We start from the raw sequence: 23,973 nt of genomic DNA, 5'->3' as shown, positions 1-23,973 counted from the left end.
TACCAATCAAAATGATAAAGAAATTAATAAGCGCAGCTGTTTTGTCCCTGATTTTGACCACATACGGGCAAGCACAGTCAGCGCAGCATACTGATAAACAAACTGTAAAAGTCGATTTTGACTTTTTTCAAAGAAGGCTGGAAGAAGTTCACGATCCAAGTTATGATTCCTGGGTGATTAATGAAGGAAAGGAAGATGCTAAATCTTTTAATAATGTGACTTTTAAACTAAAAGGAAATTTTACTTCGAAATGGTATAAGGTTGGAATGAGTGCACCGCATTATAATAAATTAGGAAGTGACGGTTTGGTTACAGCTGAAAATTTAGAATTGAAAATCAGCGGATTGAAAGCAGGAAAACATACACTTTTGACTTTTCATAATGCTTTTGATGTGATTACAGAAAAAACTTTTTCTCCTATCAAAATCTACGTTAACGGAAAACTTCAGGAAACGGTCAATGCAAGTCAGAGAGCCAATGCAAAAATTGATGCTGCAATGGCCTACATTACTTTTAATGCCGAAAAAGGAAAAGATGTAATCGTTCGTTTTGAAATCGATCCGACTTCAAATCCTGATGTCATAAAACAGATTGTAATAAACGGTTTTGAAATTGATACGCCAAATTTGATGAATCAGGCGAGAACTCCGGAACCCAAAAACAGAGACGAACATGTTGAAGTAAATAAAAATATGATTTTGAAATGGGATGCTCCAAAGAGTGTTGCTTCTCATAAGTTGTATTTTGGCGAAGATAAAAATGCTGTAGAAAATGCAACAGAATCTTCAAAAGAGTTTAAAGGAAAACAGACGGATAAATCTTTTTCAGTTTCTGACTTGTACAGCGGAACGACTTATTATTGGAGAGTGGATGAAGTAGATACTAAAGGTGAAATAACTCAAGGAAATGTATGGTCGTTTAAACCTGCACAATTAGCTTTTCCGGGTGCAGAAGGCTACGGACGCTATGCTGTGGGAGGACGCGGTGGAAAAGTGGTGGAAGTAACGAATTTAAATGACGATGGATCAGGAAGTTTACGCGATGCTATTAATCAGGAAATTGGACCTAGAACTATTGTTTTTAATGTTTCCGGAAATATAAAACTAGCTTCAAGATTAGTGGCAAATCAGCCCTACATCACGATTGCAGGACAAACAGCTCCGGGAGAAGGAATTACAATCAGCAGAGCGCCGCTTGGATTGACTGGAAATGATGGTGTGGTGCGTTTTTTAAAAGTAAGAATTGGAGGCGGAACTACTTTTGACGGAATGGGTTTAACGGGCGCAGATTATAGTATTATCGATCATTGCTCAATAAGCTGGACAATCGATGAATCGTTTAGTTCGCGTGGCGCACATCATATTACATTGCAGAGAACTTTAATTTCTGAAGCTCTGAATGTGGCAGGACATGATAAATACGAAGCTGGAAAAATGCACGGTTATGCAGCAACAATTGGCGGCGATATTGGTAGTTTTCATCATAATTTACTGGCGCACAATTACGGAAGAAACTGGAGCATTGGCGGCGGTTTAAGCGGTGACGGATTTTATACAGGAAGATTGGATATTACCAATAATGTGGTTTACAATTGGGGAAAAAGAACTACAGATGGTGGCGCAAATGAGGTAAACTTTGTAAATAATTTTTATAAACCAGGTGCTTCAACTGGAATTTTTGTAGCCTTAAATGCGCAGCACGAAGGCGTTGGAAAAGGAATGCAGCGTTATTATTTTGACGGAAACATAATGCCCGGTTATTTTGATGAAAAATCACAAGAAAAAGGAAGAAAATCTACTGTAACAAACAAAGAGCAAGTAGAATATGAAACTTTTGTTGATAAACCATTTTTTCCATCTTATGTAGAAACGCAATCAGCGAAAGCGGCATATAAAAATGTACTTTCAGATGTGGGGGCAAACCAGCCGTTTTTTGACAAACACGATAACCGAATTGTAGATGAAACTTTAAAAGGAACTTTTACCTACAAAGGAAGTAAAAGCGGTTTAGGCGGCATGATCGATAATGAAGAAGATGCTGGCGGATGGCCAAATTTTGCATCAGAAACACGTCCGGCAGATTGGGATACAGATCATGACGGATTACCAAATTGGTGGGAAAAAGCTTTTGGTTTAAATGAAAGTTCAAAAGCGGGAGATTTTTCAGATGCAAATCAGGATACAGATAAAGATGGATTTACGCAATTAGATAATTATCTGGACTGGATTGCTCATCCGCATTATTTTGTGAATTCTGGAGAGAAAAAAGCTTTAATTGCTTCAGATTTTTTCAAAGGGTATGAAAATAAGCCGGTTTATACGTTCTCTGATCTTAAAAATGGAAAAGTAATTTTGAAAGGAAAAGAAGTTGAATTTACAGCTATAGAATCAGGTTTCGCTTCTTTCGTACTAACTGTAAAAGATGCAGATGGAGATTCAATGAGCAGAACTATTAATTTCTTTATTAAATAAAAAAATAGGCTGCCACGAATTACACAAATTTCCATTAATTTTTTACGCAGTAAGGTAAAAAATAATTCGTGAAAATTTGTGTAATTCGTGGCGAAAAAAAATCTGTATAATCTGCTAAATCTGCGTGAAAAAAAATCTCTTACAGGTTTTATAGATTAAAGCAGATAAAAAATCAGCTTTAATCCGCGTCTTTACGAAGTAAATCCGTGTCATCAGCGTTACAAAACATCACAATAAAAAAAATGAAAAAGAACATCATCATATCGTCTTTATTTCTTTCTACAATACTCTTTGCGCAAAACAAAGGTTTGGTAGCCAATTCAGAAAGCCCTTATTCGAAACTGCAAAGTGTAGGCTTACAAGATGTAAAATGGACAAATGGTTTCTGGAAAGAGCAATTTGATGTAGAAACCAAAAATACACTGCCGTATATGTGGGATTTGTATCATAACGATGAGATCTCACATGCTTATAAAAACTTCGAAATCGCTGCGGGTGTAAGCAAGGGCACGTTTAAAGGACCTTCGTTTCATGATGGTGATTTCTACAAGATTTTTGAAGGAATGGCTGCAACTTATGCCGTAACAAAAGATAAAAAACTCGATCAGCAAATGGATAAAGCCATTTCGCTTTTTGAGAAAGTACAGCGCAAAGACGGCTACATCCATACTCCTGTTTTGATCGATGAGCGCTGGGGAACTTTAGGGCCGGAAGAAGTGAAAAAACAATTGGGTTTTGAGAAATACAATATGGGACATTTAATGACCGCAGCCTGCGTTCATTATCGTGCGACAGGAAAAACTAACTTTTTAGACATTGCAAAAGGTGTGGCTGATTTCTTGTATGATTTTTACAAAAAAGCTTCACCGGAATTGGCTAGAAATGCGATTTGTCCGTCTCATTATATGGGAATTGTCGAAATGTACAGAACGACCAAAAATCCGAAATATCTGGAATTAGCAAATAACTTAATTGATATTAGAGGAACCACAAATGACGGAACTGATGACAATCAGGATCGAATTCCGTTTAGACAGCAGACCACCGCAATGGGTCACGCCGTTAGAGCAAATTATTTGTACGCCGGAGTTGCCGATTTATATGCAGAAACAGGAGAAAAGAAATTACTGGATAATTTAGAATCTATTTGGGATGATGTAACGTATCGCAAAATGTATATTACAGGAGGCTGTGGCTCTTTGTATGATGGAGTTTCGCCAGATGGGACTTCTTATAATCCGACAGATGTTCAGAAAATCCATCAAGCTTACGGAAGGCCTTTTCAATTGCCAAATGCAACGGCTCATACCGAAACCTGCGCCAATATCGGAAATGTTTTATGGAACTGGAGAATGCTTCAGATTACGGGAGATGCAAAATATGCAGACATCGTAGAATTAGCATTGTATAACAGCGTACTTTCGGGAATGGATTTAGAAGGAGAAAAATTCCTTTATAATAACCCGCTGAATGTTTCGAATGATCTGCCGTTTCACCAAAGATGGGGAAATGAGCGTGAAGGCTATATCGCCTTATCAAACTGTTGTGCGCCAAACGTAACCAGAACGATTGCCGAAGTTGGAAATTATGCTTACAATCTTTCGAAAGAAGGTTTTTATGTGAATTTATACGGAAGTAATTCTTTAAAAACAAAATCCTTAAACGGAGAAGAAATCGAAATTGAACAGCAAACCAATTATCCTTGGGACGGAAAAATAACTTTGAAAATTATAAAAGCACCAAAAGATTTACAGAATTTCTTTTTGAGAATTCCGGGTTGGAGCCAGAACGCTTCGGTTTCGGTTAATAATGCTAAGATTAATGACAAAATCGCTTCAGGAACTTATTTGAAATTAAATCAAAAATGGAAAAAAGGAGATGTGATTGAATTGAATATCCCAATGCCGGTTGAATTAATGGAAGCAAATCCATTGGTCGAAGAAGTTAAAAATCAGGTTGCTGTAAAAAGAGGACCATTGGTATATTGTCTCGAATCAGATCAGCTTCCTGAAAAAATAAGTGTGAATGATGTGATTTTAAATGTGAATTCTAAATTTGCAACGAACCCTTTTACCTTAAATAATAGAAACTTAGTAAGTATTGATGCAGAAGCTGTCATAAATTCTAATAATTCATGGAATAAAACTTTATACAAACCGCTTTCGTCTAAAGATGCAACTGCAGTACCAGTAAAACTGATTCCGTATTTTGCATGGGGAAATAAAGGAAAAAGTGAAATGACGGTTTGGATGTCGCATTAAATTTTGTAAGCAGATGAAACGGATTTACTTCGTAAAGACGCGGATTAAAAACTGATTTTTAAATTGTCTTAGACAACCGCACCGTTTGTCAATCTGAGGAACGACAAAAAATGAGATTAATAAATAAACCATTAAAAGATGAAATATATTCTAGCTTTATTTTTAATAATAACATTTTCCTTATCAGGACAAACGCTTGATAATAAATTGACATTAACCGTTGCACAAGACGGCTCGGGAGATTTTAAAACGATTCAGGAAGCGATAAATAATGTAAAAGACAATTCAGAAAAACGTGTTGTAATCACAATAAAGCCAGGGAAGTATGTGGAGAAACTTGAAATTCCTGTTTCTAAAACATTGATTACTTTAAAAGGTATAGACAGAAATAAAACTATAATTTCTTTTGATGATTATTCGGGAAAACCACTTCGTGAAGTTGATCCATCTGGAAAAAAAGCTTTTGGTACTGGAACTTCTTTTTCTTTTCTGATTAAAGGAAATGACTGCACGCTCGAAAATCTTACTGTCGAAAACACAGCCGGAAGAGTAGGACAGGCTGTTGCTTTACATATAAAAAGCGATCGTGTTTTTGTGAAAAACTGCAGCATTTTAGGAAATCAGGATACACTTTATTTATCAGAAGGAAATACTCGTGTCTATTTTGAAAACTGTTTTATCAATGGTACAACCGATTTTATTTTTGGTGCCGCAACAGCTTATTTTTATAAATGTACTATTGAGAGTTTAATCAATTCCTATATTACTGCAGCTTCAACTCCTCAAGGTCAGGCTTATGGTTTTGTTTTTAAAAACTGTAAACTTACCGCAAAAGATAATTCAGTTGACAAAGTATTTTTAGGAAGACCTTGGAGACCTTATGCACAAACAGTTTTTATCAATACAGATTTAGGTTCTCATATCATTCCTGAAGGCTGGAATGCATGGATCGATACGAGATTTCCTGACAAGGATAAAACAGCTTATTATGCAGAATTTGAAAGTAAAGGTTTGAGTGCTAAAAATGTGTCTCAAAGAGTTTCATGGTCGCATCAGTTACAAAAAGAAGACATTAAAAAATACAATATAGATTTAGTTTTAAACGGATGGGATCCAAGTAAATAAAGTAATTATGACTAATATTAGAATCTTCGTAATTGGATTGTGCTCAATATTAATATGCTGCGCTTTTAGTTTTAAATCAAAAATAACTACTATTTATTTAATCGGAGATTCGACTGTTGCCGACTATTCATTAGAAGAAAATTATCAAACCAAAAAGTTTCCGCAGGTGGGGTGGGGACAGGTTTTTCAGCCATTTTTCCACAAAGACAGTTTAAAAATGGTGAAATCTATTTTGGGTTCTGCCAAAGAAGTTAAAATAGATGATCGTGCAAAAGGAGGAAGAAGCACAAGAACCTTTTTTCAGGAAGGCCGTTGGGCATCGGTATACAATTCACCTCAAAAAGGAGATGTTGTAATGATGCAGTTTGGTCATAATGATGCAGCAGTCGAAAAAACAGAACGTTATGTAACTATTGAGGGATATAAAGAATTCCTTCGTCTTTTTATAAATCAAACCAAAGAGAAAGGTGCAATACCAATTGTGTTAACTCCCGTTGCCAGAAACTATCCGTGGAAAGATGGAAAGCTTACCAACGTTCATGGTGATTATCCACAGGCTGCAATAGAAACAGCCAAAGAATTAAATGTAAAATATATTGACTTAAACGAACTGTCTATGAATTTCTTTTCTGCTAAAGGACAAGAATACGTTACAGCAAATTATTTCATGAATTTTGAACCAGGAAAGTATCCTGCTTTTCCAGATGGACAGAAAGATAATACGCACTTTCAGGTAAATGGAGGGAAAGAAGTGGCAAAATTAGTGTTTGACGCACTGAAAAGGCTGTAGTTTAAAAATATTATCAATAATCGGGAGCGCCTATTGATCAGAATTTACTCCTAAAATATATTTATTTTAATAAAATATTAAGAATTATTATAAGGCCATCCTGCTTGTTTTTTGTAAGTTTTTTAATTACAAAACTATACAATACAGCTTCATTGTTATTTTATTTTTCCTATTTATAAGTTAAAGATAACAGCTTCTATATCAATACTCCGATAGGACCATTTTGCATAATAAACAGTGTATAAATGTTTTTGATGAATATTTTCTTTCTTTTGATTCAAAAACGGTTTTTTAATTTTATTATGTTTATATAATTCATTCGTTTTTTCTTCTAGCTATATTTTTTGTCTACTTTTTTTATTAATATTGTTTTTTTGACTGATTATTTTTGTGATTATGAGATTAAAGCAGGATAGTGCAGGACGGTTGTATTGTATAGTCGTCCTATTTTTGAAATAAAAAAATAAATGTGTTTTTAACATTTAATAAGCGCTTTAAGAATTAATTAAAGTCTTTTGTTAAAATTAAGATCAGGTTTATAACATGACAAAAACTAACATTAATAACCTAACCAAAACAAAACATTTATGAAACAAGCACTTATTAAAAGATGTAGTTTTATTTTGTTTGCCATGATGAGTGTAATTTCTTATGCTCAGACTGCAAACACTCCAATTAAGATTACTGGGACAGTGACGGACAATTCGGGATTTCTTTTGCCAGGGGTAAACGTAACTGAAAAGTCATCAAAAAACACTGTAACTACAGATTACAGTGGAAAGTACCAGATTACTGTAAAGCCTGGTGCAACATTAGTTTTTTCTTTTATTGGAATGAAAAAAATTGAGATTGCTTTAGCGGGGCGTACAACTTTGAATGCCAAGTTACAGGAAGATTCAAATGAATTAAGTGATATCGTTGTTGTAGCGTATGGTACTCAGAAAAAACAAAAAATTACTGGTGCTATTACTACAATTAAACCAGACGATATTCAGGATTTACCGGTATCAAACTTATCAGAGTCTTTAAGAGGGTTAACTCCTGGATTAAATGTTTCTGGTGGTTCTGGTCGTCCAGGAACTGCTGCAGACGTTCAAATACGTCAAACATTTGGTTTCTCTAAAGATGGAAATTCAACAAGTCCTTTAATCGTTATCGATGATATGGTGCAGATAGATCCATCAACTGGATTGGCAACACTTGAAACTTTTAACAGATTAGATCCTTCTGAGATAGAGAGTATTACTATTTTAAAAGACGGTTCTGCTGCTATTTATGGTTCTCGTGCTTCTCAAGGAGCTATCGTGGTAAAAACCAAAAGAGGTCAGGATGGAAAATTAAAATTCACATATTATAGTCAGGCAGCATTTAATGACGCTGTGAGCCATAGTAAAACAATGAGTGCTTATGAGCATGGTGTTTGGAAAAACAGATTTTTGAGATCTAGTGTTGCATCTGGTCAGGTTGATCCTGATCAAAGTAAATATTTCTCTGATGCTGAGTTAGAGCAAATGAAAGGCTTAGACTATGACTGGTTGAAAAAAGCATGGAAACCGGCAACACAGCAAAGACACTCGCTAACTGCAAGTGGAGGAAATGACAAAGCAACGTATTTTGCTGGTATTACTTATTTTGACCAAGGTGCGAATCTTGGAGATCAGGATTACAAAAAATGGAATTTCCGTACCGGTATGACGGCTAAATTGTCTAAAGATTTTGACTTTTCGGCTACTATTTCTGCTAATACAGTAGATACTCAAAAATCATTTTCTAAGGCATCTGCAAACATTAGTGATGCTGGAGCGGGTTCAGCGGGTGGAGGTGAGCAGGCAGATTATGCTTATTTATTGCATATGCCAAAATACATTCCTTGGTCGGTAACACAAAATGGCAAAGAATATTGGTTGTCTCCTATCGCTCGTACAGATCGTAACTTAGGAAGTGCAAACGCAAATAATACTATTGCAGGATGGAACTATTTTGCAAGTTTGAACAGCGGTTACCAGATTGATCAGGAATTTTCATATAATGTGAATTTATCTTTAAATTATAAAGTACCTTTCATTAAAGGATTGTCTTTAAAAGGAAGTTATGCAAGAAGCCAGTCTAGTGCCAATACAGAGCAAGTACAATTGCCTTACGACTTAGCTCGTATTACAAATTATGAGCGAGCAGATAATCACCTTGTAAATCCAAATTCTACATATGTAAATAGTATTTTTGAAACGAATGTTCGTAATTCGAGAGTCTATTACAATACAGATGTAGATAAAGTAATTCAGTCCAACTTTTTTGCTACTTATGCCAGAACTTTTGGCAGCCATAGTGTTGATGCATTATTTGGTATTGAAAAATCTGAATCAAATTACAGCAGTGTGAGATTGGCTTATGAGGGTACTTCAAAAGATTATTTAGGAACCAATACTACAGCAGGTACAATTAACTCTAATTCTCAGGCACTTAAAGGAGAATCAGGAACATTCTCATACTTAGGACGTGTAAATTACAGTTATAAAGACAAATACTTATTACAGTTACTTTTTAGAAGTGATGCTTCAACAAAATTTGCACCACAAAACTATTGGGGATTTTTCCCATCAGCTCAAGTAGGCTGGGTGGTGTCAAATGAAAGCTGGTTTAAAGAATCGGTTCCAGTTATCAGCAACTTGAAATTACGTTACTCTATAGGTCAAACAGGAAAAGATAACATTAAACCATGGCGTTGGCTGGTTCTTTATGATGTTATACCAGACAAAGGAAATCAGTTTGGTTTATCAGGAGGGACATTGGGTGGTGCTATAACGCCAAGACCTACACCAAATGAAAATGTTAGATGGGATTCAACTATCAAACATAATATAGGTCTGGATTTAGGTCTTTTGCAAAACAGATTGCAGCTTACGGCTGATTTTTACTATGATAAATCTACAGACATGTTGATTTCTCTAGCAGGAGAAGCAGGAACTCCAATTTCTACAGGAGGTGCTTTTGCAGAACAAAATTATGCAGATGTAGATGCTTGGGGTACAGAGATTAGCGTAAACTGGAAAGATAAACTGAACAGAAATCTTAGCTATAGTGTTGGATTGAATTTTGGTTATTCTGATAACGAATACAAAAAATATCCTACAGTACCAGTACAGCATCCTTCACTTAATACAGTTCAGGAAGGTTATTCAACCTTTACTCCAGTATGGGGATTCAGAACATGGAAAGAAACTTCTACAGGAGATGGTATTTTACGTACAGACCAAGATGTTACCAACTATTGGAATTATTTAACTGCCAATGCCGCAGCAGTTGGAGGAACGCCTAACTATTTAGGTATAAACAATGTAATTAATATGAGAAAAGGAATGCTGGCTTACGAAGATGTTGGCGGTGCTTATGATGCTGCTACAAAAACACAGGCTCCAGCAGACGGTCAGATTGCTAGACAATTAGATTATATCAAATTAGCTAATAGTAATAGAACATATGGTTTTACTTCAAATTTAGGATTAAACTATAAATCGTTTTATTTTAAAACTCAGATTGCTACTTCATGGGGAGGCTATAACTCTATTGATTTAGTACAGCAAAGTGCTGGTTCTACTCAAAATGACTGGGCACATGAACCTTTTTGGAATGATATGTACGATGCTACTACTAATCCTAATGGTAAATATCCTAATATGGGACAGCAGGCAACAGCTTATGCACCATCAGATTTTTGGGAATTGAGTAACTTTAGATGTACAGTTAGAAACCTGACAGTTGGTTTTGAACTACCAAAAGAGCCTCTTAAAACAATTGGTGTTCAGAGAGTAACTTTAGGTGTTACAGGAAACAATCTTTGGGATTTATATAACCCATATCCTGGTCACTACCGTAATATGTATGATAATTCTTTATCAAGATATCCTACACTTAGAACATGGTCAGTTAATATGAATATAACATTCTAAATTTAAAATTAATTATTATGAAATCAAAGATTAATAAATATATAACACTGGCACTATTAGTTGTTTTAGGCACTTCTTGCAGTGATAATTTTTTGGAAGAAAAAAAACAGTACGGTTATTTTGACGATGAGTTTTTCAAAAGTGAAGAACGTGTAAATTGGTATGTAAATAATGTGTATTACGACTTTTTTGATGCCTACAAATCGCCTATGGCTACTGTAGTAGGACAATTTAGTACCACTCAGTCTTCTTATACAGAGGAAGTAGGAGGAATATCTAATAATATTGCTGATAAAAGTTACATCAATCCTAATTATACTTGGGAAAATGCAGCGGATGCCTCTACTTATTATGGAACTCCATTGGCAGATGCGATCAAAAATGAACCTTACAATAGAATTAGGGATTGTAATATAATGTTGGAAAGCATTGATACAAAAGGGGCTAATTTATCACAGACTTTTCGTGATCGTATAAAAGGACAATTATACTATTTACGTGCGATTCAGTATTTTGATTTAATGCGTACTTTTGGAGGTGTTCCTATCGTAACAACGGTAGAAGATGCATCTTCTAATAATCCATTAACGCAGCGTCCTAGAGCTTCTGTTACAGAAGTAGTAAACCAAATTGTAAGCGATTTAGATTTAGCAGCAACTTTGCTTCCTACAACATCAGGATGGGGAGCTACTGAATACGGTCGTTATACAAAAGGAGCAGCTTTGGCTCAAAAATCAAGAGTTTTACTGACTTATGCCAGCCCTTTGTTTAACAAAAACTGGGAGTCTGCAGAACGTTGGGAAGTAGCTTTAAAAGCAAGTTTAGAAGCAGAAACACAGCTTATAGCGGCAGGAAACGGTTTATATGGAGCATCTGCAAGTGATTGGGCAAAAATGTTCTATATCAATGATAATACGGCCAACCCAGAAGCCATTACAATTCGTCTTTTAGGGAGTGGTACTGTAGCAATATCTTCAAACAATTCTTGGGAAAGATCTATAAGACTTGCAAGTCAGGGTGGAGTAGCTGGTAACGGAGTTAAAGCTCCAAAAAGAATGATCGATTTATTTCCTATGAAAGATGGTTCTCGTCCAACAACTGCAAACGGATATAATGATTTCTTGTTTTTTAAAGATCGTGACCCTCGTTTTTACAGAACTTTTGCATTCTCTGGAAGTTATTGGCCTTACACTAACAGTCTTACTACCGCTGCACAGCCTACTGTTTGGGCATACCGATGGTCGACACCTGTGGCAAATACTTTTGGTTTTAGTATGGGGAACGATGTGCCAAGCCCTGCTTTTGTTCGTAAAATGTCAAGCCCGAATGTAAGTAACGCTACCAATTTTCAATATTCAGGTACCGATATTATGGATTATCGTTTTGCCGAATTGCTCCTTAATATTGCAGAATGTTATGCAGGAAAAGGAGATATTGCAAATGCTGTAAGTTATATTGGAAAAGTTAGAAATCGTGTTGGAATTCCTTCGGCAAATAATTATGGAGTAGGAACTTTATCAACTAAATATGAGGCTTTTGAAGCTTGTTTATATGAGCGTAGAATTGAGTTGGCATACGAAGGAAAACGTTTTTGGGATATTCAGCGCTGGATGCTTTATAATGATGATGCTGCTGCAAATAATACTACAAATGCAAAATTAGGAATTGCTCCAATAAATGGCACACAACGTGTTGGTAACTATTTACATTACAAAAATGGTACAAGTGCTGTTGGTACAGATCCTCTAGCAGCTGCTCGTGCTTCAATATCTGTAGATCCAGATGCAGCTAATTTTCAAACGCAGCTTACAGCACTAGCAACTTTTTATACTGCTAATTTTGAATTCCGTTCTCCTCCAACTCCTATGGATAATATTGGTGGAACAGCAACGAATATTAACTGGAGACAGAATTATTATATTCAAGGACTTAGTCAGACTGTTTTGGCTCAAAATCCTTGGTTGAAACAAACAATTGGATGGAAAGATGCTTCTGGTGCTGCCGGAACATTCAACTATCAAGAATAGATTTATCAAAAAAATATATAACTTCTCACCTGTATTTGTCAAAAAAATACAGGTGATTTGTTTAAAAAGAATTACCAAAATAAAGAATTAACATGAAAAATTCCGTATTATTTATCGCTTCTCTGCTTTTTTTGGGAAGTACAGAGTGTTTTGCTCAATACCCGAAGATAAGTCCAGAAGTGCAGGCACAGGAAAAGGCAATAAAAGAAGAGGCTTCCAAACTTTCTGATCAAGCATGGGAGAAAGCATTAGTTATTATCGAAGAAGAAGCGAAACACGGTAAACCTTATATTCCATGGGCGTCAAGGCCAAATGATTTACCACAAGCAGAGATTCCTGCTTTTCCAGGAGCTGAAGGAGGAGGAATGTTTACTTATGGAGGTCGCGGCGGAAATGTTTACACCGTAACAAGTCTTGAAGACCGTGGTCCTGGAACTTTGCGTGAAGCTTGTGAACTGGGTGGTGCAAGAATAGTAGTATTTAATGTTTCAGGAATTATCAGAATAAAAAGTCCTTTAATTATTCGCGCTCCTTACATTACTATTGCAGGTCAAACTGCTCCTGGCGATGGAATCTGCGTAGCCGGAGAATCAGTTTGGATTGATACGCATGACGTAATTATCAGACACATGCGTTTTCGCAGAGGAGAAACTTTTGTGGGTCGTAGAGATGATGCAATTGGAGGAAATCCTGTTGGAAATATCATGATTGACCACGTTTCTGCTACTTGGGGATTAGACGAAAACATGTCAATTTACAGACACATGTACAGTCCGGGAGCAGGTTACCCAGACGAAAAAAAACCAACCGTAAATATTACAATCCAGAATAGTTTGTTTGGAGAAGCTTTAGATACTTACAATCATGCTTTCGGAAGTACTTTGGGTGGAGAAAATTGTGCGTTTGTTAGAAATATGTGGGCAAATAATGCTGGTAGAAACCCTTCTATTGGGTGGAATGGAATTTTTAATTTCGTAAACAACGTAGTTTTCAACTGGTACAACAGATCTACCGATGGAGGTGATTATACAGCAAACTACAACATCATCAATAACTTTTATAAACCAGGTCCGGTAACCGATTTGACACAGCCAATAAGCTACAGAATCTTAAAACCAGAATCGGGAAGAAGCAAACTGCCTTACATGGTTTTTGGCAGGGCGTATGTAAACGGAAACATTGTAAACAACAATGATAAAGTAACCAAAGACAACTGGGATGGCGGCATTCAAATCGAAAATAAAAAAGGCGAATTGATGTCTTTTCAGGAAGCTGGAGAATATTTTGCTAAAATGAAAAGCGACAGACCTTTTCCAATGCCTTGGTTCAGCAAAATTTTAAAAGCTGACGAAGCTTACGAATTTGTATTGAAAAACGTAGGAGCAACTTTACCAATCAGAGATAAAGTAGACGAAAGAATCGTAAGAACCGTAAAAACCGGAGTTCCGGAATATGCAAAAGGATTAGAGAAAAAAGAATTCTACCAATTCGAGCACAGACGTTTACCAATGGATTCTTATAAAAAAGGAATTATTACAGATATCTCTCAAGTTGGAGGATATCCGGAATACAAAGGAAAACCTTATTTAGATACAGACAAAGACGGTATGCCGGATGCATGGGAGAAAAAATACGGTTTAAATCCGAATGATCCATCAGATGCTAAAGGAGATTTAAATGGAGATGGATATTCTAATATTGAAGATTATATTAACGGTGTAAATCCTGCAATAAAAGTAGACTGGAAAGATTTAGCAAATAATAAAGAAACTTTGGTTAGACCTTTATTAGATTTAAAATAAGGAACAATTTTTGAAAACATTCTTGTGGGAAATAACAAGAATGTTTTCAATATTAAAAAATAAAAATGATGGCACTAAATAAAATTAACTGCGGCTTATTATCATTGGTTTTTGCATTTTCAACTTTGAGTGCACAACAGCATTTAGATCCTGAATATATTAAAGTTACAAATGAAAGAGCAGCAAAAATTGTTGTGAAATTAGACCTGAAAAACGAAGCAAAAGATAAAGCTGTTTCGAATATTATTGCACAGCAATTCAGAGATTTAAGCGAAATTCAGGACGGTAGAGATGCCGAAATCAAAAAAGTAAAAGAAGACAGCAGTTTAGCCAAAGAAAAGCAAAACGAGAAAATTGATAAACTGAAATCAAAAGCCGACGAATCGATTGCCAAACTGCACAAATCGTACCTTAAAAAATTAGGTAAAGAATTATCAGAAGATAAAATTATTGAAGTAAAAGACGGAATGACTTACGGAGTTCTGCCTATTACCGTTGCAGGTTATAACGACATGCTTCCAAATTTAACTGCAGCACAAAAAGATTATATTTATAAAGCTTTAGTCGAAGCCAGAGAATATGCAATGGATGGAGGTTCTTCTAAAGAAAAGCACGGCTGGTTTGGTAAATACAAAGGAAGAATCAATAATTATTTATCAAAAGAAGGTTACGATTTAAACAAAGAAAGTGCTGACTGGCACAAACGTATTGAAGAAAGAGAGAAGGCTAAGAATTAGCTTTTAGTCCTTAGTACCTAGTAATTAGTGATTAGTTTCTTTTATTATTTTATAAAGATGTATTACTGAAATGTATTAACTAATTACAATTTGCGGAGCTAAACTAACTACTAAGAACTAAAAGTCAAGACAAAAAGCTAAGGACTAATTACTAAAGACTAGTCACTAACTACTAAGAACTAAACAAATGCAGACTATCTTTCCAATAACCACATTCAAAAGAACATTAACGATACTATCATTTTGTTCTTTCTTTTCATCCGCATATGCGCAGTATCCTCAGATTCCAAAACCGCTTCAGGAGAAAGCCGATGCACTTTTGGCCGATGAAGAAAAAAGGCTGAGCGAAATCTGGACAAGCAATTATAATATTATTCAGGCCGAGGCAAAATTGGGACGTCCGTACTTACCGTGGGCATCTTATCCGAAAGATTTTGTTCATGCTGACATTCCTGCTTTTCCGGGAGCTGAAGGCGGAGGCGCTTTTACACCAGGAGGAAGAGGCGGAAGAATATTTGTAGTAACGAGTTTAGAAGACAGCGGAAAAGGAACTTTTAGAGAAGCCTGCGAAGCCGTTGGTGCAAGAACAATTGTGTTCAACGTTTCTGGAATTATACAGTTAAAAAAGAGAATCAGCATGCGTGCGCCGTATGTTACCATTGCGGGACAAACGGCACCAGGCGACGGAATCTGTATTGCAGGAGAAACTTTAGAAATTGATACGCATGACGTTATCATCAGACATGTGCGTTTTAGAAGAGGCGCAACAGAAGTTACTCGTAGAGATGATGCGTTGGGAGGAAATCCAATCGGAAATATAATTGTTGATCACTGCTCTGTAAGCTGGGGATTAGACGAAAATATTTCATTGTACAGACATCAGTTTCAGGCCAATGATAAATCAAAATTAGAAAAACTGCCGGCTTGTAATATTACCATTCAAAATACTATTTCGTCAGAAGGTTTAGATACGTATAATCACGCTTTCGGAAGCACAATTGGCGGTTTAAACAGTACTTTTATGCGTAATTTATGGGCAGATAATATTTCAAGAAATGCGTCTATCGGAATGTACGGCGATTTTAATTTTGTAAATAATGTGATTTTTAATTGGTGGAATCGTTCTCTTGACGGAGGAGATTATCGTTCGATGTTCAACATCATCAATAATTACTTCAAACCGGGACCAATAACGCCTACAGATCAGCCAATTCGTTACAGAATCCTAAAACCTGAAGCCGGTTATATGGTGCCAAGAACCTACGGAAGGGCGTATGTGGCAGGAAATTTTATTCAGGGATCTCCAGAAGTTACAGCTGATAATTGGAATGGCGGAGTTCAATTAGAAGATCTTCCAGAAGCAGAAACCAAATCGTATTTGGAATTAATCAAACAGCCAAAACCTTTTTCGATGCCTCAGATTACGATCATGTCGGCAGAAGAAGCGTATGAATTTGTGTTGAATAATGTTGGAGCTACTTTACCAAAAAGAGATATTGTGGACGAAAGAATTATCAAACAAGTCCGCACCGGAAAAATCGAAGTCAAAGACGGTTTAGAAAACAATATAGGCAAAGAATATATTAAAAGAAGATTACCTGCAGATTCCTATAAAAAAGGAATTATAACGCATCCTGACCAAGTTGGAGGATATCCGGCTTACAAGGGAAAACCCTATAAAGACTCAGATAATGACGGAATTCCGGATGCTTGGGAAAAGAAATTTGGGTTAAACCCGAATGATGCTTCAGATGCTAATAAAGATTCAAATGGAGATGGATATACAAATATCGAAAAGTATTTTAACGGAGTTGATCCAAAATCTAAAACAGACTGGACAAAAAACGAAAATAATACAGACACATTATCTAAGTTAAAAGGATTGTTGCAATAAAAGCCTAAATTTATTATTTCAACTTATCCTAACAGGTTTCCAAAACCTGTTAGGTATTTCAAGAAGATAGATTAGAAATTATTTCAAGAATATAGGTTACAAATTATTTTAAGATTATAAGCCATAAAGTTAATACCTAACAGGTTTGCAAAACCTGTTAGGATAAATCACAACAAAAAATATTTTAAAGTGAATTTCAATCAACTAAAAAATATAATTTCTTTCCAAAAGAACAATCTGTTCGTGTTTTGTTTCGCTTTGTTTTTACTAACAAACTTGGGAACAGCGCAAAACAATTTCCCAGATATTATCAAAACCAAAGAAGGAAAACTTTCTTTCACTGCAGATAATTTAGGAAACCAAATCCCTGATTTTTCTTTTGCAGGCTATAGAAACTCTGAAGTCGCAATACCAAATTTAGAGAACAAAATTTTCGTCTCTAAACAAGAAGAAGACGCAACTCAAAAAATTCAAAATGCGATTGATTACATCAGCAATTTAAAAGCGGACAAGTCAGGTTTTCGCGGTGCAGTGCTTTTAGATAAAGGGATTTTTAAAGTCAGTGGTACTTTATATATTAGAAAATCGGGAGTAGTTTTAAGAGGAAGCGGGAATACCGAAAACGGAACAATTCTTTTAGGAACCGGATTAGAAAGAGAAGCTTTAATTAGAATTATGGGTGTAAACGATAAAGTGTACAAAGATACTTTTGAATTTAACAATGCTTATACGCCACTTGGAACTCAAAAAATCCAATTAAAAAATACAGCTAAATTAAAAGTTGCTGATGAAATCGAAATCAGCAAACCTTTGACCGATAATTTCATTAAGGAATTAAACATGCAGGATTTTGGAGGCGAAACTTCCTGGATCGGCTGGAAAAAAGGAGCTTGGGATATGACTTGGAATCGTCTTGTAACTAAAATCAACGGAAATGAAGTGACATTAAATGCACCATTAACAATGTCTTTGGATGATGTTTTCGGAACTTCAAAAGTTGCAGTTTATTCTTGGCCGGGAAGAGTGGAGCAAATCGGAATTGAAAATATTCTGATAAAATCGACTTACAATCCATCCAATTTAAAAGACGAAGAACACAGATGGCAGGCAATCAGTATTGAAAATACTAGAAACGCCTGGGTTAAACAAGTCAATTTCAAACATTTTGCAGGCGGAGCAATTACGGTTTTAAAAACATCTCAGCAAATTACAGTTGAAGATTGTATTGCCACAGAACCCATTTCTGAAATCGCTTCTTTTAGAAGACATACCTTTTATACTGAAGGTCAGCAAACACTTTTCCAGCGTTGTTATTCAGAATTTGGCTATCATGATTTCGCTGTTGGAGGATTTGGAACTACAGGTCCAAACGTTTTTATCCAATGCGAATCGCATTTGCCATTCGAAAACAGTGGCGCAATAGGAAGCTGGGCAACCGGAGTTTTGTTCGACATTGCCAACATCGACGGAAAAGCTTTAAGTTATAATAACAGAGAACAAGGTGGAAGAGGTGCAGGCTGGACCGCTGGAAACTCTGTAATTTGGGAATCATCAGCATCAAAAATAGAATGTTACAGTCCGCCGACGGCGCAAAACTGGGCTTTTGGAGTTTGGGGACAATTTGCAGGAAACGGACATTGGAAAGACGTAAACGGACATATTAGCCCAAGAAGTTTATTCTACGCGCAGTTAGAAGCGAGATTAGGGAAACTTCCTGTTGAACCTTTTATTTACGATTTAGGTTCAGAACCATCTTCTAGTCCGACAGTGGAAGTAGCTTTAGAATTGACTAAAAATTCGGTGACAACCGCAAAAAGTTTACAAGAATGGATTGCAGAAGTTTCAAAACAAAATCCGATTGATATAAACAGTTCGAAACTAAAAAATGCGAATGATTTAAAAGTTACAGCAGAAAATAAAGCGAAAGTTTCGACTTCAAAAATTAAAATTGAAAATGGTCTTTTAACTTTTGAAGGAAAATTAATTGCCGGAAAAGAAACGAACGTCGCATGGTGGAGAGGAGATTTAACAGACGATTTTGTAAATAAATCTACACCACATTTAACCCGTTTTGTACCTGGAAGAACTGGAAACGGATTGACGGATAAAGTGCAAGAGACAGTTGATTATTTAACTAAAAACAACATTGTTGCTTTAGAACATAATTACGGTTTATGGTACGACAGAAGGATGGACGATCACGAGCGCGTGCGCAGAATCGACGCTGACGTATGGCCTCCGTTTTACGAACAGCCTTTCGCAAGAAGCGGGCAAGATTTAGCCTGGGATCATTTGAGTAAATACGATTTAACAAAATTCAACGATTGGTATTGGTCTCGTCTGGCGCAGTTTGCTACACTTGCAGAACCAAACGGACAATTGTTAATCAATCAGCAATATTTTCAGCACAATATTTTAGAAGCCGGAGCGCATTGGGCAAGCTCACCTTGGCGTTCTGCAAATAATATTAAGAGCACAGGTTTTCCGGAACCACCGCCTTATGCGGGAGATAAACGCATTTTTATGGCGGAGCAGTTTTACGATATTACAAACTCCGACAGAAGAAAATTACACCAAGGTTTCATCAGAAAATCATTGGAGAATTTTCGGGAGAACAGCAACGTTATTCAGTTAACAAGTGCCGAATATACAGGTCCGATTCACTTTATGGAATTCTGGTTAGACGAAGCGCAAAAATGGAAAGACGAAACCGGTAAAAACGGAATCATTGGTCTGAGCGCTACAAAAGATGTTCAGGACGCTATTCTAAACGATGCAAAAAGAGCCAAAACAGTCGATTTAATAGATATTCGTTATTGGTATTATAAAGAAGATGGATCGGCGTACGCACCGCAGGGAGGCGTAAACTTAGCACCAAGACAACACGCCAGAAAATTAAAAACCGGAAAAGAAACTGACAATCAAGTGTATCGCGCCGTTCGTGAGTACCGCGAAAAATATCCTGAAAAAGTCATTTTATATTCAACCGATGGTTCATCACGATTTGGATGGCCGGCACTGATGGCCGGAGCTTCAATGCCAAACATTCCAAAAATTGAACTTGCTGAATTTTATTCCGCTTTAAGCGAAATGAAATTAGTTGACGGAAACACCTTTTCGGACAATCTTTGGAAACTGGAAAATAAAGGAAAAAGCTATCTTTTCTATCTGAAAAATGACCAAGATATCACAATTGATTTATTAAATGAAAAAGGAACATTTGAAGTATTTGCAATCAATGCTTCAACAGGAAATATAACTAAAAAAGCAAATATTAGCGGAGGAAAACAAGTCACAATCCCACAATCTGAAATCAAAGAAAAAGTGCTTTTTGTAGTAAAAAAGTAAAAAAGGATTGCCACGAATTACACCAATTAGCACGAATTTAATTTAAAATTAAATCTGCTTAATCTGCGAGAGTAAATTTTTCACGTAGATTTAAAAAGATAAAAGCAGATTCAACAGATTTTTAAATTTTGATCTGCGAAAATCAGCTAAAATCTGCTATCCCGATAGCTATCGGGAGCGTGAAATAATTAAGATGAGTAAAGAAAAATTAGTAAAAATTACTGTAATTCTTGGCAAACAGCCAAAAAAACATAAATTCAAATACAACCAAAATGAATCTGAAAATTAAATATTTATACGCCCTAACCATCAGCTTTTTGATGACGTCACAAAGCGGATTTTCGCAATCTGCAAAAGGCGCTCTTCCTCAAATTAAAGTTTCAAAAAACCAGCATTATTTTGTTACCGAAAACGAAAAACCATTTTTCTGGCTTGGAGATACAGGCTGGCTGACATTCGGAAAATTAGACAGAGCAGGCGTTGATAAGTATTTTAAAGACAGAAAAGAAAAAGGATTCAATGTAATTCAGGTAATGGTTTTGCACAATATCAATGCTGTAAATGTGTACGGGAATTCGGCTTTGATTAACGAAGATGTTTCGAAACCTTTAATTACGGCGGGGAATAATTTCAATAACAAACAAGAATACGATTATTGGGATCACGTAGATTATACTTTAGAAGTGGCCCGCAAAAACGGAATTTACTTAGCGATGGTTCCGGTTTGGGGAACAAATGTTTCTAAAGGAAATAAAATTAACAAAGAGCAGGCAACCGCATACGCGAAGTTTTTAGCTGATAGATATAAAAACAAAACCAACGTAATCTGGTTAAATGGTGGCGATACACACGGAAACGAGTTTATGGATATCTGGAACGCCATCGGGAATACTTTAAAAACCAATAATCCGAATCAATTGGTGACATTTCACCCTTTCGGAAGGACCGATTCTTCAGAGAATTATCACAATGCAAGCTGGTTAGATTTCAATATGTTCCAGTCAGGACACAGAAGATATGACCAGGATTCATCAAAAACGAATTTCAAAGAAGACAATTACAAATTTGTCCTAAGAGATTTTGAATTAAAACCAATCAAACCTTCGCTTGACGGAGAACCATCTTACGAAGGAATTCCACACGGTTTACACGATACTTTACAACCAAAATGGACGGCAAGTGATGTTCGTCGTTACGGATATTGGTCGGTTTTTTCAGGTGCAGCCGGTTACACATACGGACATAACGCTGTAATGCAAATGTTCAGAAAAGGAGATAAACCAGCGTATGGAAATAAGGAATTATGGACATCGGCAATCAATGCGCCCGGAGCAAAACAAATGGTTTATATTAAGAAATTAATGGAGGAATTTCCGTTTCTAGAAGGAATCCCGGATCCATCATTAATTGTTAATCAAGGCGAAAAATACGATTATATTCCAGCCATAAAAGGCGAAAAATACGCTTTATTATACACCTACAACGGAAGAATAATAGAAGTAAAACTAGGAAAAATTTCAGGGGATAAATTCGAAGCGATTTGGTACAATCCAAGAAATGGAAAGAAAACTAAAATCGGAACATTTGATAATAAAGGAACTCAAAATTTTCAACCAGCAGGTAAAAATGAAGATGGTAATGACTGGGTTTTGATTTTACGTTCTATTAAGTAATTAGTGAAAAGTAAAAAGTAATTAGTGAAATGCATTTCGTGAATAAATAATCACGAATATCCACAATCTTGTCATTTCGACGAAGGAGGCCCGAGCGATAGCGAACAGGCGAAGCAAATCTCCGGTAGTAGCTCCGCATGGTTGAGCAACTTTGTAGAGTTTCTTGCGTAAATTTCTCCTTCGACGAAATGACAAAAAATGAGAATAAAATTTTTCACGCAGATTTAAAAGATTTTAGCAGATTCTGCAGATATTTTTAAAATATAAATCTGCTAAAATCTGCCAGATCTGCGTGAAACAAAACAACATAACTATGAAAAACATACTAATAATTCTCTGCTTCATCACCGGACTCAACACCGCTTTCGCAAACGACGGCTGGCTTAACATCCTAAACGAAGGAGGAAACAACAAAGGAGTAAAATGTACTGAAGCCATTCAGAACGCCATTGAAAAAGCATCTAAAAACGGCGGAGGAACGATCTTTTTCCCTGCAGGAGAATATCTTACCGGAGCTCTAAAATTAAAAAGCAACATTACTATTCACTTAGATTCGGGAGCACTTTTAAAATTTTCTGAAAATTTTGACGACTATCTTCCATACGTTGAAATGCGTTATGAAGGAATTGTAATGAAGAGTTTTCAACCATTATTTTATGCAAAAGATGTAGAAAATATCACCATTACAGGAAGAGGTGTAATCGACGGACAAGGAAAAGCATGGTGGAATGAAGTGTACAGAATTGAAACTGCCAAAGAACCTTTGCCTCCAAGTAAATACCAAACCATGTGGGAAGAGCAAAATAAAGGACTTTACACAGAACCATATTACAAAAGAACGGTTGATAAAAAGTTTTTCAGACCCTCTTTTTTTCAGGCTTACAATTGTAAAAACATTCTAATCGAAGGCGTTACGTTTCAAAATTCGCCTTTTTGGACAATCAATCCTGAATTCTGTGATAATGTAACGGTGACTGGAATTTCGATTTTTAATCCGCATTCGCCAAATACAGACGGAATTAATCCTTCTTCTTGTACCAATGTGCATATTTCAAATTGCCATATCAGCGTTGGAGACGATTGTATTACAATTAAATCAGGAAGAGATGGCGACGGTCGTAAATACGGAAAAGCGACGGAAAATGTTACGATTACCAATTGCACCATGTTAAGCGGTCACGGCGGAGTGGTGATTGGAAGCGAAATGTCAGGCGGAATCAAAAAAATCACGATTTCAAACTGCGTTTTCGACGGAACAGACCGTGGAATTCGAATCAAATCGGCTCGTGGAAGAGGCGGTGTTGTAGAAGACATTCGTGTCGATAATATTGTAATGAAAAACATCAAAGAAGAAGCCATTATTTTGGATTTATTCTATGATAAAGACAATGCGCCAGAGCCCGTTACAGAACGTACACCAATTTTCAGAAACATCCACATCAGCAACGTTACAGGCGGAAATGTCAATAAAGCCGGATTCGTTCGCGGAATTTCCGAAATGCCAATCCAGAACATCACTTTCTCCAACATTAATATGGACGGAAAAGAAGGTTTTACCATAAACACGGCAACAGATATTGAATTTCACGATGTAAAAGTAAATGCAACGGTGGGTTCCTCTTTCAAAATATCAGATTCTAAAAACCTTATTTTGGATAATGTAGGTTCATCGACTCCCATAAAAGGAATTCCGGTTATCAAAATAGAGAACGCCTCAAACATTATGATTAACAATAATTTTCCATTTAATGCAACCGATATTTTTATCGAAGCCAATGGAAAAGAAACAAAGAATATTTTCCTGAAAAACAATGTTTTTAATAACGTAACAACAGCAGTTAAAAAAGGAAAAGATTTAGATAAAAAAGCAATTACAGAATAAAACTGGTGAGTCAACT

At 36.1% G+C, this 23,973-nt stretch carries 12 protein-coding genes; all 12 read left to right on the top strand.

What is annotated here, in order from left to right; all coding sequences use genetic code 11:
- Positions 1–11 precede the first annotated feature (11 nt).
- The 12 genes from B0A68_RS09755 to B0A68_RS09700 all read left to right on the top strand — a co-directional run bounded on the left by B0A68_RS09755 (position 12) and on the right by B0A68_RS09700 (position 23,957).
- Positions 12–2,471 carry a pectate lyase family protein gene (locus B0A68_RS09755; RefSeq protein ID WP_035689270.1) on the top strand — a complete coding sequence of 820 codons (2,460 nt, stop codon included), beginning with the start codon at positions 12–14 and terminating at the stop codon, positions 2,469–2,471.
- A gap of 242 nt (positions 2,472–2,713) precedes the next feature.
- Positions 2,714–4,732: an aceric acid hydrolase gene (locus B0A68_RS09750; protein ID WP_035689273.1), complete on the top strand. Its 2,019-nt coding sequence runs from the start codon at positions 2,714–2,716 to the stop codon at positions 4,730–4,732.
- A gap of 138 nt (positions 4,733–4,870) precedes the next feature.
- Positions 4,871–5,857: a pectinesterase family protein gene (locus B0A68_RS09745; RefSeq protein WP_035689275.1), complete on the top strand. Its 987-nt coding sequence runs from the start codon at positions 4,871–4,873 to the stop codon at positions 5,855–5,857.
- A 7-nt stretch (positions 5,858–5,864) separates the two neighbouring features.
- Positions 5,865–6,647, top strand: coding sequence for a rhamnogalacturonan acetylesterase (locus B0A68_RS09740; RefSeq protein ID WP_035689279.1), 783 nt, complete (start codon positions 5,865–5,867; stop codon positions 6,645–6,647).
- 587 nt (positions 6,648–7,234) lie between these two features.
- A complete protein-coding gene (locus B0A68_RS09735) occupies positions 7,235–10,594 on the top strand; it encodes a SusC/RagA family TonB-linked outer membrane protein (RefSeq protein WP_035689282.1) in 3,360 nt (1,119 codons plus the stop codon).
- A 17-nt stretch (positions 10,595–10,611) separates the two neighbouring features.
- Entirely contained in the window at positions 10,612–12,621 is a 2,010-nt protein-coding gene (locus B0A68_RS09730) for a RagB/SusD family nutrient uptake outer membrane protein (RefSeq protein ID WP_035689285.1), read from the top strand.
- Positions 12,622–12,713: 92 nt separating this feature from the next.
- Positions 12,714–14,423, top strand: coding sequence for a polysaccharide lyase (locus tag B0A68_RS09725; protein WP_035689288.1), 1,710 nt, complete (start codon positions 12,714–12,716; stop codon positions 14,421–14,423).
- A gap of 65 nt (positions 14,424–14,488) precedes the next feature.
- Positions 14,489–15,160: a DUF3826 domain-containing protein gene (locus B0A68_RS09720; protein WP_240475322.1), complete on the top strand. Its 672-nt coding sequence runs from the start codon at positions 14,489–14,491 to the stop codon at positions 15,158–15,160.
- A 187-nt stretch (positions 15,161–15,347) separates the two neighbouring features.
- Positions 15,348–17,054: a polysaccharide lyase gene (locus B0A68_RS09715; RefSeq protein ID WP_035689289.1), complete on the top strand. Its 1,707-nt coding sequence runs from the start codon at positions 15,348–15,350 to the stop codon at positions 17,052–17,054.
- A gap of 276 nt (positions 17,055–17,330) precedes the next feature.
- On the top strand, positions 17,331–20,402 hold the full coding sequence (locus tag B0A68_RS09710) for a DUF6298 domain-containing protein (protein WP_240475324.1): 3,072 nt from the start codon (positions 17,331–17,333) through the stop codon (positions 20,400–20,402).
- A gap of 272 nt (positions 20,403–20,674) precedes the next feature.
- The gene (locus B0A68_RS09705; protein ID WP_035689509.1) at positions 20,675–22,075 is read left to right on the top strand and encodes a glycoside hydrolase family 140 protein; all 1,401 of its coding nucleotides are present in this window, start codon (positions 20,675–20,677) and stop codon (positions 22,073–22,075) included.
- A 313-nt stretch (positions 22,076–22,388) separates the two neighbouring features.
- Complete coding sequence (locus tag B0A68_RS09700; RefSeq protein WP_035689294.1) at positions 22,389–23,957, top strand: glycoside hydrolase family 28 protein; 1,569 nt, start codon at positions 22,389–22,391, stop codon at positions 23,955–23,957.
- The last annotated feature ends 16 nt before the right edge of the window (positions 23,958–23,973 follow it).

The organism is Flavobacterium reichenbachii, assembly GCF_002217435.1.
GTDB lineage: Bacteria > Bacteroidota > Bacteroidia > Flavobacteriales > Flavobacteriaceae > Flavobacterium > Flavobacterium reichenbachii.
The sequence above is the reverse complement of the archived record's forward strand: the minus strand, read 5'-3'. Positions and strand labels throughout refer to the sequence as shown.

Bases quoted from the DNA above. Each gene is read 5' to 3' on its own strand.
- B0A68_RS09755 (WP_035689270.1), top strand. From the start codon at position 12: ATGATAAAGAAATTAATAAGCGCAGCTGTTTTGTCCCTGATTTTGACC.
- B0A68_RS09750 (WP_035689273.1), top strand. From the start codon at position 2,714: ATGAAAAAGAACATCATCATATCGTCTTTATTTCTTTCTACAATACTC.
- B0A68_RS09745 (WP_035689275.1), top strand. From the start codon at position 4,871: ATGAAATATATTCTAGCTTTATTTTTAATAATAACATTTTCCTTATCA.
- B0A68_RS09740 (WP_035689279.1), top strand. From the start codon at position 5,865: ATGACTAATATTAGAATCTTCGTAATTGGATTGTGCTCAATATTAATA.
- B0A68_RS09735 (WP_035689282.1), top strand. From the start codon at position 7,235: ATGAAACAAGCACTTATTAAAAGATGTAGTTTTATTTTGTTTGCCATG.
- B0A68_RS09730 (WP_035689285.1), top strand. From the start codon at position 10,612: ATGAAATCAAAGATTAATAAATATATAACACTGGCACTATTAGTTGTT.
- B0A68_RS09725 (WP_035689288.1), top strand. From the start codon at position 12,714: ATGAAAAATTCCGTATTATTTATCGCTTCTCTGCTTTTTTTGGGAAGT.
- B0A68_RS09720 (WP_240475322.1), top strand. From the start codon at position 14,489: ATGATGGCACTAAATAAAATTAACTGCGGCTTATTATCATTGGTTTTT.
- B0A68_RS09715 (WP_035689289.1), top strand. From the start codon at position 15,348: ATGCAGACTATCTTTCCAATAACCACATTCAAAAGAACATTAACGATA.
- B0A68_RS09705 (WP_035689509.1), top strand. From the start codon at position 20,675: ATGAATCTGAAAATTAAATATTTATACGCCCTAACCATCAGCTTTTTG.
- B0A68_RS09700 (WP_035689294.1), top strand. From the start codon at position 22,389: ATGAAAAACATACTAATAATTCTCTGCTTCATCACCGGACTCAACACC.